Source organism: Loktanella sp. DJP18 (assembly GCF_049310965.1).
GTDB lineage: Bacteria > Pseudomonadota > Alphaproteobacteria > Rhodobacterales > Rhodobacteraceae > Loktanella.
In genome coordinates, this window is the sequence record NZ_JBMERN010000045.1 from 18,308 (window position 1) to 29,951 (window position 11,644).

At 58.9% G+C, this 11,644-nt stretch carries 12 protein-coding genes; 3 read left to right on the top strand and 9 right to left on the bottom strand.

What is annotated here, in order from left to right:
• Nucleotides 1–11 precede the first annotated feature (11 nt).
• Nucleotides 12–2,276, top strand: coding sequence for a hypothetical protein (locus tag ACOI1H_RS13710; RefSeq protein WP_422438259.1), 2,265 nt, complete (start codon nucleotides 12–14; stop codon nucleotides 2,274–2,276).
• Between the two features lie 65 nt (nucleotides 2,277–2,341).
• Here the strand turns inward: ACOI1H_RS13710 and ACOI1H_RS13715 are convergent, their stop codons facing one another.
• From ACOI1H_RS13715 to ACOI1H_RS13735, 5 genes are all read right to left on the bottom strand, one after another.
• The gene (locus ACOI1H_RS13715) at nucleotides 2,342–2,878 is read right to left on the bottom strand and encodes an RNA 2'-phosphotransferase (protein ID WP_422438260.1); all 537 of its coding nucleotides are present in this window, start codon (nucleotides 2,876–2,878) and stop codon (nucleotides 2,342–2,344) included.
• On the bottom strand, nucleotides 2,868–3,155 hold the full coding sequence (locus ACOI1H_RS13720) for a hypothetical protein (RefSeq protein ID WP_422438262.1): 288 nt from the start codon (nucleotides 3,153–3,155) through the stop codon (nucleotides 2,868–2,870). The genes ACOI1H_RS13715 and ACOI1H_RS13720 overlap by 11 nt, the downstream gene beginning before the upstream one ends.
• 105 nt (nucleotides 3,156–3,260) lie before the next feature.
• Nucleotides 3,261–3,569: a hypothetical protein gene (locus ACOI1H_RS13725; RefSeq protein WP_422438263.1), complete on the bottom strand. Its 309-nt coding sequence runs from the start codon at nucleotides 3,567–3,569 to the stop codon at nucleotides 3,261–3,263.
• 100 nt (nucleotides 3,570–3,669) lie between these two features.
• Nucleotides 3,670–4,071: a hypothetical protein gene (locus ACOI1H_RS13730; RefSeq protein ID WP_422438265.1), complete on the bottom strand. Its 402-nt coding sequence runs from the start codon at nucleotides 4,069–4,071 to the stop codon at nucleotides 3,670–3,672.
• Between the two features lie 35 nt (nucleotides 4,072–4,106).
• Nucleotides 4,107–4,229 carry a hypothetical protein gene (locus ACOI1H_RS13735; RefSeq protein ID WP_422438266.1) on the bottom strand — a complete coding sequence of 41 codons (123 nt, stop codon included), beginning with the start codon at nucleotides 4,227–4,229 and terminating at the stop codon, nucleotides 4,107–4,109.
• 226 nt (nucleotides 4,230–4,455) lie between these two features.
• Here ACOI1H_RS13735 and ACOI1H_RS13740 point away from each other — a divergent pair, with 226 nt between their 5' ends.
• A complete protein-coding gene (locus ACOI1H_RS13740; RefSeq protein WP_422438268.1) occupies nucleotides 4,456–5,955 on the top strand; it encodes a DUF3987 domain-containing protein in 1,500 nt (499 codons plus the stop codon).
• Between the two features lie 228 nt (nucleotides 5,956–6,183).
• Here ACOI1H_RS13740 and ACOI1H_RS13745 read toward each other — a convergent pair whose 3' ends face one another.
• Genes ACOI1H_RS13745 through ACOI1H_RS13760 form a run of 4 tightly spaced genes read right to left on the bottom strand, consistent with a single transcriptional unit; the run spans nucleotide 6,184 to nucleotide 10,181 of the window.
• Nucleotides 6,184–7,596 carry a hypothetical protein gene (locus tag ACOI1H_RS13745; protein WP_422438269.1) on the bottom strand — a complete coding sequence of 471 codons (1,413 nt, stop codon included), beginning with the start codon at nucleotides 7,594–7,596 and terminating at the stop codon, nucleotides 6,184–6,186.
• Nucleotides 7,593–7,841, bottom strand: a complete 249-nt coding sequence (locus ACOI1H_RS13750) for a hypothetical protein (protein WP_422438270.1) — start codon at nucleotides 7,839–7,841, stop codon at nucleotides 7,593–7,595. The genes ACOI1H_RS13745 and ACOI1H_RS13750 overlap by 4 nt, the downstream gene beginning before the upstream one ends.
• A complete protein-coding gene (locus ACOI1H_RS13755; protein WP_422438271.1) occupies nucleotides 7,838–9,928 on the bottom strand; it encodes a site-specific integrase in 2,091 nt (696 codons plus the stop codon). The genes ACOI1H_RS13750 and ACOI1H_RS13755 overlap by 4 nt, the downstream gene beginning before the upstream one ends.
• Before the next feature lie 28 nt (nucleotides 9,929–9,956).
• Nucleotides 9,957–10,181 carry a helix-turn-helix domain-containing protein gene (locus ACOI1H_RS13760; RefSeq protein ID WP_422438272.1) on the bottom strand — a complete coding sequence of 75 codons (225 nt, stop codon included), beginning with the start codon at nucleotides 10,179–10,181 and terminating at the stop codon, nucleotides 9,957–9,959.
• A gap of 611 nt (nucleotides 10,182–10,792) precedes the next feature.
• On the opposite strand from ACOI1H_RS13760, the gene ACOI1H_RS13765 reads away from it, so the two are divergent.
• Nucleotides 10,793–11,644 (top strand): DUF3644 domain-containing protein (locus ACOI1H_RS13765; RefSeq protein WP_422438273.1); only part of this gene is annotated, 852 nt, incomplete at its 3' end.

Below are 11,644 nucleotides of genomic sequence, written 5' to 3' on the forward strand. Positions count from 1 at the left end.
AGGGCTTCTTCATGCCCCGCAATCGGAGCTTGCCGCCCCATCTCGAACGCCGCCGGTCCGGTTATTTCTGGCGCAGACGCTGGCCCCGCGCCCCGTTTCCCGGATCGACCTGCACCCCATTGGAAAAGAATCTCCTCTGCTTTTCGCTTCGCACCCACGTCCTGCGCGACGCGAAGATCCTGGGCCATCGACTGACGACGATGAGTGACATGGTCTTCGCCGCACCCGCGGAGACGATGATGCCGATTGCGCCCCACATTCAGTCCAGCCTGCTCGAGACCCTCGTGCGGTTCGAGATTCTGGCATTCGAGCGCACGCGAGCGTTGTCAGGCCTTTGCAGCACGGATACCGCGATGCTGGATCTGCGTCGCGAGGAGCTGCTCCAGTCGACCTTGCGGCAGGCCTTGCAGCTGGGCGACCGCGACGTGGCCCGGAACCCCTTGCGTCATGTTGCAGCACAACTCGGGATCGCACTCGATGAAACTGACGCGGATTGGGCGGCGCTGGCCTATGAAGCGACCAAGGTGCTGCTCGACGTCAGTCTCGAACGCAATCGCCGCCGGCAGGGACTTTATGCCCATCCGACCGATGCCTTTCTGCTTGCGACGGCTCCGGTTCGGATGGTAACGGCGGCGCAGGTCCCGGTCAGTATGAATGAGGGTATTTCGGCGGCATCATTCGCCTCCGTAGGAGCCGCACCAGCAGTCACGCCCGCTGCTGCATCATTTGCAACAACTGCAACCGTCGCCGCGCCTGTGCAGCCCGAAGCTCCGGAATCCCGTCCTGCGGAAGACTCGTCGGACAATGAACCCGTCGCCATGACGGACGACGTTCCGGCGGCCGCCACAGTCATGTATGAGGGAATGGAATTGCCGATACTTCATCCGTTCGGCGTGAAGTTTCCCGGTGGCATGACAGCTGGACAGGCCCAGCTGGCGCGCATTTCAATGCGACCACCGAACATCCATGTAGCAGTCGACAAGCTTTCGGAAGAAGCGCAACGGGCCATCGCCAAGGCGCGTGGCATCACATGGCCCGAAGCAATCGAGCTGTTCTTCGATCTGAAAAACATGGGCTATCAGAACGACTTCTCGCGGCCGCAGAAACGGGACGGCGCCGCCGGAGAGAAATTCGCGAAGGAAAACGTCAGCAAGCGCCGATTGGCGTCAGGCTATTGGCATGAACAACTCGGGAGCGGTCCAATCGAGGAGATCGATCCAGAGGCTGTGAACGATGCACTCGAGCGCCTCTGGCGGCTGCCTGTTCATCATGGGAAATTCGAACCATTCCTCCCGACGGACGGGTATCAGGACCTGATCGAACGCTGCGATGAGATGGCAGCCAGCCTCAAAATGAAACTTCAACAAATGAAGGCTGATGGTGCCACCGAAGAAGAAATCGATCGCGCGCACAAAGAAGGGCATATCGCCCGGCTCAAGGTAGACACATACCTGAAGCACGCGCGAGTCCTCGGTGCCGTTGGAAAGATGCTTATGGATATGCAGCTCATCGACGTGAACCCGTTTGCTCTTTGCGTCTGGACCAATAAGGAAGTGAAAAAAATGCGGAGCCGTGAGGAAATCAAAGCCCGCGTCGCTTGGGATGACAGACTTTACGATCTGTTCCGCTCTCCGATTTACCAGGAAGAACTCGAAGACGTTGGCAACCCACTGTTCTGGGCACCTCTGATCTCGGTCCACCATGGTCTTCGCGAGGAGGAGTGCCTGCAACTCGGTCCGGACGATTTCGGGCGCGAGGACGGCATCCTCTACATGAATGTCACCAACTCCGTGATCAATTCGACGAAGACAGAATCAAGTCAGCGCCGCGTTCCAGTTCATCCAAATCTCATCGAGTTGGGGATCGAGCAGTTGATTGCCTTGCGCAAAAAACAAGGGAAGGTGCGGCTTTTCCTCTCCCTTACACGCGGGCAATGGAAAGGCACACTGTCGGAGAATTTCAGCAAGAAATTCAATTACTACCGCCGAACCAACGACGTCTACTGGCCAGGTCTTGACTTCCACGCCTTCCGCACCAAGGTCAACAATTTCCTGATGAGCGACAATGGTTCCGATGCGATCCGGCGCCGTATCATGGGGCACGCACCGCTCGACGAGGGGGAGAAGTCTTACGCACAGAGCCTGAGACTGACCCCACTCGTAGACAGACTGGTCTCGGTCGTGATCGACATTTCGATGATCAGGAAGCCTTTCGACACCGCCTCCGCCGTCGTCAACGCCCAGGCGAAAGGGCGCGGGTTGCGCATCGTCGCATGACCGCAGCGTGATTGGAGGTATGAGCACCTGTGATCTGGAGGAAGATCACGGCCCATGCTCTCCGCTCAGGTTGGTGCAAAGCCAAGAAATCGTGCGGGAACCGCTGACGTCAGCCAGACGCCATTGTCAGCCCGGACGAAAGCATGGCCCTCCGCTGCCATGGCGGCGCAGTTCACCGTGAGCACGACGGCCTTGCCGTGTCGGGCACCCACCGTAACAGCGGTCACGACATCCTTGCTGAGGTGGACAAACTGCCGCCTCCCCGGCAACAAACCTTCTGCGAAGATCGCGTCGAGGGAGTGTCGCGCCGTGCCGTGGTAAAGCGTGACTGGCGGAAGCATTGGCGAGAGACCGAGGTCCAGCGGCAGCGAATGGCCTTGGGCCGCACGAATGCGCGTTCCGTCGGGCGACACGGTGAACCGCGTCTTGTTGTCGGCAAAAACGATTTCCTCGAGTTGTGTCCGGGAGAGCGATCGACCATGACGTTTCAGAGCTCGCAGGAGCTGACCGATGTCTGCCCATCCGGCCTTGTCCAATTCGATCCCGATCAGATCGGGGCGGTGCCGAAGGATCAGCGTCAGGAATCGGCTGTCACGCGGCATCGGGATACCTCCCGAGTAGACCGTCCTGGCAATCTCCGTCGTGCGCAGGCAAGAGGCCTCGGGATCGCGCCATGAATGTCAGCTGTCCATGGGCGGACAGACCTTTCACGACGTCGAGCAGCCTGATGAGAGTCATCGTATAGAATTCGACAACCTCATCGCAGCTCCCCGGTTCCGATGGCGGAGTCGCCCAGAGAAAATTGAGGCCGTAGTAGGCTTCGAGATCCTGGGTTTCGAGATTTTGGGTAATTGCGATCATTGTCAGGTCGATTTGCATGGGCTGATCCTCGCCATGTGTCTGCTGGGATGCCTGACCACCGTGTGGTGGCGGCTCGTGTCGGGCGTGGTTGTGGCCCTGGTCGATCGACCAGGGCCGGCTTGATCACTGCGGCAACGCGCTGACGAGATCGTTCAGCCGTGCGCCGTGCCAGCGCAGCGACGCTGCATGACGATCTTCGGGCGTAGGCGCGGCGGCGAGGAGATCGCGCATCTTCCGGACGGCCCTTCCGACGCGAACGGGATCGGGGCTCAGGCTGTCGAGGAGGCGATCAGCCTCGCAGTAGAGATCGACACCTCGGTTGCCTGCAATCGCGTCCAGGACCTCCGCCAAAGTGTTGCCATGTCGCCGGAAGAAATCCCGGGCGTCGAGTGCGGCAAACGCGGCCGTGCCATCATTCATGACTTTGTTCATTGCTGGTCTCCTGGCACGCAGCGTCGACCCGATGGCCGACCATCTAACTGGTGCCGTCAAGCGACTGCCGCAGCGAAGCGGCAGTCATGTCCGCGCAGACCTAAGCTGCTCGAATTTCAGGTGCTCGCGCAGCGTCACTCGCGGGGCGCTCCAACACATCCCGCAATCCGTCGGTCAGCAGACAGATTTCCTCAACGACTGGATCGAAAGGATCGATGACGGCAAAATATCCCATGTAAGGTAATGCCGGATCGTCGACCGTCTCGAGCGACAGGATTGCAAGAACTTGGCCCAGCATGAGACGGGTGCGGGATGTCAGTCGACCGTCCAGCACCAGGAGATCCTGGCAGCGATCGACAAGGCGGGCGGCTTCGTAGCCGCCAAGGAGACGGGCCGCGTGCCACAGTCCCTCATAATGTGCTGAAACGAAGGTGCAGATCGGATCGGCAGAAAACTCCTGCGGCTCGGCAGGAGTGAAGGTGGTTTTGGGGTCGAATTTCATGTTGGGCTCCGAATTGTGTCCGCGTCATGCGCGGGTCAAGAAGTGGTCGATCCCATTGCCTGTGCCTGTTGTCGTTCTTCCCTTTTAATCCGCAGATCGACCTCGACGATTTCCGTCTCACTTCGCAACGCCCCGTTCTTTATTGATGCCTGTTCCATCGATTGCTGTTCCTTCCTTTCTGTCGGTGAACTGGACCGGCATTTTGATCCGGCTCCCACATAGGAGAGACGGATCAAATTGCCGGTCCGGAGCGCCCCTACCCGACTTGTGCTATGGCCTACCAAAAACTTCGCCTCTCACCGCATTTCCCTGCTTCCATGCGTTTCCGCCGTAAACGACATCGACCGATCTACCGGGAACACAGAGCAGACAGGAGAAACGCCCGTGTTCAAGAAGATCATCGACAAGTCAGTGCAGCGCTTCTGGGGAGGGTCAGCACAGCCACCCGCGGTCAGCCGCAGGGCGAAGGGCACGACCCGCATCGTGCTGCCCAGGGGCGAAAGCGCCCTGGAGTGGGGCCAGCCCTCACCGCTGCCGCATGCCGAGCCACCACCGACGCCCTACCCGTTGAACTGCCTGAGCACGGGTCTTCGAGAGGTGGTCGCGGCGATCACAAAAAAGACCCAAGCCCCCGAGGCAATCGCTGCGCAATCTGTGCTGGCAGTCGTCTCTTTGACCTTCGCCAGCCGTGTCAAAGTGCAGACACTGAGCTCGACCGCGAACGCGACGTGCTTTTTCGTCCTTGTTGCGCTCTCTGGTGAGAGAAAGAGCGCTACGGACGGCTGGGCGATGGGCGGTGTCAATCGGACCGTTCTGAAGCTGCGGGATGAGTTTGCCCAGCTCATCAAAGAGCATGAGCAGACGATCAAGACACTGGAGCGCGATGAGGCCAAACCGCCGCGGCCGGTTTGCCCAAATTTCCTTGTCACTGAACCGACCATCGAAGGTGCATTCAAAGCGATCTCTTCCGGAGCCGGATTCCTTGGGTGGTTCTCGGACGAAGCTGCCACCTTCTTTGGTGGTCATTCGATGTCGCAGGAAAAACAGGCTCTGACCTGCGGGATCATTTCGAAGTTCTGGGACGGCGCCTATTTCATCCGGCCGCGCGTGACGCAGGAGGGCGACGGATTTGTCCCCTCCACATCTACGACGCTGAACCTGATGTTCCAGCCTAACCTAATCCGCCAGTCGTTCGGGAACGAGTTCATGCTCGGGCAAGGCATCCTCGCCCGCATGCTGCCGGCCTGGCCGGAAAGCAACATGGGCAAACGGCGCTACCGGCCCAGCGACGCGTCTGACGACGCCATCGTCGACAAGTTTCAGGAGGCCACGGCGAAGGCCCTGCGCGATAATCTGGAAGATCCGAGCGAGAGGACGCTCAAGCTTTCTGCCGGCGCATTCAAGCAATGCGTGGCGTTTCACGATGCTGTCGAACTCGAATTGGGTCGCGGAGGGTGGGCGGCTGATATCAGCAGTTTTGCGGCCAAGGCGCCCGAACATGCCTGTCGTCTTGCAGCCCTGATGACACTCTTTGAGGACCCTGAGGCCACCGAGATTTCCGAGGCCACGATGACAAGCGCCTGCGGGCTCGTGAAATACCACCTCCAGCAGTTCAAGTATCTCTGCATCGCCGGGACAAATGACGATGCGGTCAGCCATGCTCAGAAGCTTCTGGACTGGCTCAAAAGCAATCTCACCGCTGGAGAGGGTTTTGCGACCGAGAGGATTTTGCAAACCGGCCCCGTCCCGACTCGCAGAAGACAGACGATGGACATGGCCTTGGCCATCCTCGTCCAGCACGACTGGATCGCGAAACTCCCGGACGGGACGGTCGTCGACGACAGGCCGCGCCGCAGGGCATACATGCTCAACCCGAACGCGTGAGAGCCGCGCGCATGCCGCCTTGTGCTTCAAGGCGGCGTGCGATCGTTGTTGATCGCAAGCGCATTTTCGCACGGCGGCCAGCGGCGGTTGAAGTAATACCGGGAAATTGTTGAAGACGGGCTGATCCCACCCCGTGCGGATGGAATGGACCCCTCTTCAACACATCAGGAAAATGAACATGTTTTCAGCGAGTTGCAGCGGCGGACGGAGGAGGAACCGATATCCTTTTCAAAGGCGCAAGGTGGACGAATACGAGCGCCGAGAGGCGACGAACTCCACATGATCCCGGGCGGCGCGGACGCCCTGAGCGTGGTCATAGCTCGCCATCGTGGTTGCCGGATTCCGGTGGTCGAGCAGAACGGGCGCGATGTAACCGCCTCCGACAAGCTCTTCCGATGCCTCAGTGGCCACGTTGTCCCGGACGCGATGCACGCTGACACGGACCCCGAGATGCGCATGGGTGAGGTTGCCCACGAGGCAGCCCAGTCGCGCGGCCGAGACTCTTGCACCGACCTCCAGAATGCTTGGGAACATCGCGCTACCGTCATCGAACAGAGGACGGAACATCCGGTTGTATTCGTCGACGGCATCCCAGAGGATTGGGTTCTCCAGGACCCGGTCGTATCCGGCATGCTCCTTCTGGTGTTCCCGAAGTTTCAGCGCGCTGCCAGGAAGCCTGATATGGAGGCACGGCCGTTCAAGGAGCATGACGGTCCGGCCAATATCGAAATGCGACAATGCCCGCGCCCGTTGAGGCACTGCCGCAGCCATGGCGAGGAGAAGGCCATTGCGATAATCGCGGGCTGCAAAAAGATCTCTTGGCCCGAGGGCGCGGGCGTTCTCGATGATCTCCATTCCAAGGTCGAAGATCGTCGATGCGCCAACCAGCTGTTCGCCGGTCTTCGTCGGCCGCCCTTCGACTTTTCCACGGGCGTTGAGCCGGGAAATGACATGTTCGCAGGCCACGCTGGCGAACCCTGGATCGCAAGCGGTGCAATATCCCGACAGGATGCGCCCGAGGTAGTCACTTGCGCTGCGCGTCGAGACGCCCTCCTCGCTCAGATCGCAGGCGTAGGCATGAAAGGTCATGCCCGCGGGCCTGATGTCTTGCCCCGAGCCTTCGCACCACGCAAGCCAGCGCAGCAGCGCGTGCGTGACGGAGTTCAGATGATCTGCGCTCCACTTGAGCTTCCGGTTTCCTGGCTCGGAACCCATCCTCACAACCAGCCCGGCTTGCCATTCATCCGGGAGACGCCCGATCAAAGCGAGCAGGGATTCCGTTTTCGACCTCCTTTTCGCCTTGAAGGCACGCTGGCGCTGCCGGCGGATGATGGCAATCATGGACGCATAGGGCATGCCCCAGAGGGTTGGAGCCGCCGTCTGGACGCGGTGCAGCTTGAAAGCAGCGAGCTGGCCGCCGTGCAGCGTCGAACATTCCGTTAGGTAGCCCTCCACCTCATGGCGCGTGGGAGGAAGCGCAAGCGGACGGTCCGCGCCCCTCCAGGCCGAAAAAGCCCGGAGTTCATGCAGGACCGGGTCCGGATCGAGATCCGGCCGCTCCGCCGTCAGGGCAGCACGGACTGCATGAAAATAGCAGGCTGAGGCTGGGAACGGCCGGCTTTCGATATCCCGTTTCATCATTGTTCTTTCTTTTTGAAGCCTTTGGGCTGTCGCGACTTCTGGTCCGCCAGGTATGCCTGCCAGCTGTTGATCCCAGAATTTTCATTGATCTCAGTGTAGAATGCGAGCGTCGCTTCAACCCTCTTGTGCCCGAGGTTGCGTTGCACATGGGCGCGCTTGTCTGCCTGAAAGTCCACTCGATCAGGACCTCCTTGGACAAGGGAACCGGGCACAAAGGTCGGCCCAGTTGTGAGATATCGTTTCATAGAATTCCTTTCTTTTTGAAGCCATTGGGCTGTCGCGATTTTTTGTTCGCGAGATATGCCTGCCAGCGATTGAGGGCGAGAGTCTCATCGATCTCGGCATAGAACGCGAGGGTCGTCTCCAGGCTCTTGTGCCCGAGAAGCCGCTGCACATCCGGCAACCGGTCTGGGTCTTCTTTGAGCCAAAGCCACCCAAGAAAATGCCTGTAGAGATGCGGGTTCATCCGGATACCTGTGACCCGTCTTGTATGCCGCATGAGCCGCTCCAGCAGACCGACAAAGGGCTGGTCCCGGTCGACGCTCGAACCTTGTGCGGGGAACAGGAAGGGGTTGAGATCGTCACCTGTGCGAAGCGCCTTCGGCCGGATCTTGTCGAGATACAACCGCAGTCGGCACGATTCATTTTCGCCCAGAGGAATGGGCAGATCCGGATCGTCATTGGTGCGCATCTTTACCTCGACATTCGGCACTGTGATTGTCGCCAAATCGCCGCGCCATGAAATCCAAGAGAGTTTGGCCCAGGTAAGATTGGCCTTGCGCGGTGCTCTGGCGAGCAGGATATCACTCGCCAGCACGCACATGACATCGCGGGCCAGTTCCGTGTCGATTTGGTCGAGGCGCTTCACGCCGCGCTTCCTGCGAACCCGCCGGTCCAACTCGGTATTGACCTCATCAATGAGGATTTCCCCCAGATCGATCAACCGTTGCTGTCTTCCCCCGATAATTTGGCGGAGCTTGTTCTTATTGCGCCTCGTAATCCCCTTGCCGCCAGCGGCATGGTCCCGGATGGTCTCCACGATCTCGTCGATTTGCTTTTCATCCCGATGAACGTAATCACGCGCGATTTTCTTAACGGCCTTTCCGAGCGTCGAGGCGTAGCTACTTGCGAAATCGCCCTCGCTGTTTGCATCCCGCACGGCCTCGAGAACGCCCTCGATCACTTCCGGATCGGTGTATTCCTCAACGGTCTCGATCAGGTATCCGGTGGCCGCATAAAGCGCCTTTGCTCCAGCGATCAATATGCCTCGGCGGTTCTTAATCGTATTACTCGACCACGTCTCATCCTCGACGAGGAAACCGGCGGACCGACGTTCTTCCTCGGTCTTTTTTGGCCCGTTTCGACTTGGCTTCAGCAGGGCCCGTTTGCCGGTCACAGGACGTTTCGGTTCGTTATTGTCGAGTGCGATCAGAAATTCTTCATAGGAAAGCCCGTCACGTGACTCCTCGCCCCTGACCCACCGGGTGATCGGACCGTCGAATTCTTCAAGGAACCCTCCCAGCAAAGAAGTTGGCACACCATATTTGTCCCTTCCGTCATCGAAGGGATGATCCACCGCGGGGAACTGAAACTCCGTAAATGCGAGGTCCGAGGAAAGGCGGGTGCAAAGGGCGGCAACGCGCTTGACGTGCTTGAGGCAGACGGCATCAGTTTTGTTTCCATCTGCACAGCGCTGGCGATAATATTTCTCCAGCAGGGACTGAGTGATCTCGTTCGGAAGCAGGCCCGCTCGATCCAGAAAGTGGAGGAACGAGCCTGAGATCAATTTCATGTCTTGGGGCAGATCCGAATTCTGGATGGCTTTATGAACTTCCCGGTAGAGCCCGGAGACATCGCGGATGCCCGGCTTCCGGTTGCTGCCACAGCCCGTCTTGATCGCGGCCAGGACGTCGGTCTTGTAGTTATGAAAACTACCCTTAGAGAGTTCGAGGGTCGCAGGAGACCACTGCGCGAAGCACTTGATAACTTTGGCGCGGTCCACCTGTTCGGTTTCGGGGACCCATCGTGCGGCGCTTATTACTTTCTTCAGGCGCGACACGAGCCTTGCGTTCCGGTGATCAACGACCGTGTCGCCGGTTTTCTTGGAAAGGCGAGCAATCAACTGGGTATAGGTCATGGGCGGCGTCGGATCGGGCAGGGAAATATCCATGGCATCGCCGAGGGACTCGACTGTGCGCCGGTCCGGGCGGTGGCCCGGTCGGTTCAAAATATCCGAAACGGCTTTTGGATTGTGCCCTGCCTGCATGGACAGCGCCCGCATCGTTTGACCGGAGGTTTCGAGGTGGTGGCGTATCTGGTCTTGCAGCGACATTGTTTGTCCTTTTCCGGATGCCGGGCGCTTACTCGAGATCGAGATCCGCCCTCCTCGCGGGGCGGATTCGATGCTCGAAGAGCTCCAGCCATTCGGGATGTATCAGCCAGGACTTTCCCACCTTCGTCGCATCCAGATGGATGCGACCGCGTTCGGTCACACAGCCCGCAACGATCCAGTCGCGGATTGTTCTGGGGTGTTTCCTCATCACCGCTGCCACGTCATCTACAGTCAGGTATCGATCTTCGGCCATGGTCCGTTCTCCTTTTCCGTGATGGATTTACTCCCCACGTTCGGGGTCCAAAGCGAGAACAAGAAGAATTCGAACAATTTTGAACGTTCAGGTCGTATGCGGCGCTGGTCGGTTGCTAATCCTGCGAATGCAATTCAAAATTCTCAGGATTAGCAGGGACCACGCCATCTCGGCAGGACTGAACCTGGATTGACGAAAACATGGGGCACCAAAGGGCTTAAAAATGGTTGGAAATTTGGTGCAACTCCGATGCAACTACCGGCTGGTGCATCATTCGACAGGTTTACGAACCGGCATGTGGCACGGGTGGTATACTGGCACTCACCGAGGAGCGATCTGTTGCGGGTGGGGCACTCGGAATCGGTAAGACGGTCCGCAATATTCTTTAGTCGCTCGCCGTGGTATTGATCTCAATCCGCGCAAGGGATTTTGTGAAACGTGATCTCGCCGCCGAGGCGGACCGTCGCAGCACGCAGTCATCAGGCCTTTTCCTCAAGTTCGGCGCATGTCTTGTCTGAAGTGGTGCGGTTGGTGATCCCGCCAAGGCAACATGCAAATCAGCGCTTTGTGGGCAATTCGGGGCCTGTTAGTGATCGCTGGAGAGGTGCGGAATGACAGACAGCGACGACAACGAGAAGCCGAAGAAGAATCGTCGGCGAGGGAACACCCTGGAGAACTGGGAAGTCGCTATCGTGAAAAGCATGATCGCCCGCGGCACGCCTTTCACGAACGACCAGGACATTCTCGCCTATTTCACCCGCCCGACCCGCTCCGTGAACCACCGGCTGATCAGCGAGATCCGTGGGCAGGCGAAGCACAAGAGCGTCAAGCCTGCGAGTGACGAGGACCTGGACGCATTTCTCGCGACTTGGCCAGACATCGACCATGAAACCGGCCTCAGCGTCCGCGGGGATGAACTTTTGATCAAAGCAAGGGAGGCCATGATCGCCGCTGTCCAGACGTTCAACAGCGCCGGACTGACGTTTCGCGCGGAGCTCTTCATTGTCACCTCGATCATCGCCTGGACCTACCTCCTACACGCATGGTTCAAGCGCCAGGGGATCGACTATCGATACCAAGGCCAGAAGACAAAAGAAGGTGCCGACAAGTATTGGGACCTGACACACTGCCTGAAACAAGGCAAATGCCCTGCGAAGGCAGGTGTCGCGAAGAACCTCAAGTTCCTGGTTGAGATCCGGCACGAGATCGAACACCGCTCGACGAGCAGGATTGACGATGCCCTCGGCGCCAAGCTCCAGTCCTGTGCACTGAACTTCAATGACCTTCTCAAAAAGGAGTTCGGCGCCCAATACGGCCTCGAGAAGCGCCTACCGATCGCGCTCCAATTCGTGTCGTTCGGCGCAGAACAGCGGTCCGCGTTGAAGAAGGCGGCTGGACTACCGAAGAACCTCGAGGCGGCCATCGAAGCCTTTGAGAATGGATTGAGCGAAGAGCAGATGAAG

What these genes read in the sequence shown, in the direction of transcription:
- ACOI1H_RS13710 (WP_422438259.1), top strand. Translation starts at nt 12, where the DNA reads ATGCCCCGCAATCGGAGCTTGCCGCCCCATCTCGAACGCCGCCGGTCC.
- ACOI1H_RS13715 (WP_422438260.1), bottom strand. Translation starts at nt 2,878, where the DNA reads ATGCCGCGTGACAGCCGATTCCTGACGCTGATCCTTCGGCACCGCCCC.
- ACOI1H_RS13720 (WP_422438262.1), bottom strand. Translation starts at nt 3,155, where the DNA reads ATGCAAATCGACCTGACAATGATCGCAATTACCCAAAATCTCGAAACC.
- ACOI1H_RS13725 (WP_422438263.1), bottom strand. Translation starts at nt 3,569, where the DNA reads ATGAACAAAGTCATGAATGATGGCACGGCCGCGTTTGCCGCACTCGAC.
- ACOI1H_RS13730 (WP_422438265.1), bottom strand. Translation starts at nt 4,071, where the DNA reads ATGAAATTCGACCCCAAAACCACCTTCACTCCTGCCGAGCCGCAGGAG.
- ACOI1H_RS13735 (WP_422438266.1), bottom strand. Translation starts at nt 4,229, where the DNA reads ATGGAACAGGCATCAATAAAGAACGGGGCGTTGCGAAGTGAGACGGAA.
- ACOI1H_RS13745 (WP_422438269.1), bottom strand. Translation starts at nt 7,596, where the DNA reads ATGATGAAACGGGATATCGAAAGCCGGCCGTTCCCAGCCTCAGCCTGC.
- ACOI1H_RS13750 (WP_422438270.1), bottom strand. Translation starts at nt 7,841, where the DNA reads ATGAAACGATATCTCACAACTGGGCCGACCTTTGTGCCCGGTTCCCTT.
- ACOI1H_RS13755 (WP_422438271.1), bottom strand. Translation starts at nt 9,928, where the DNA reads ATGTCGCTGCAAGACCAGATACGCCACCACCTCGAAACCTCCGGTCAA.
- ACOI1H_RS13760 (WP_422438272.1), bottom strand. Translation starts at nt 10,181, where the DNA reads ATGGCCGAAGATCGATACCTGACTGTAGATGACGTGGCAGCGGTGATG.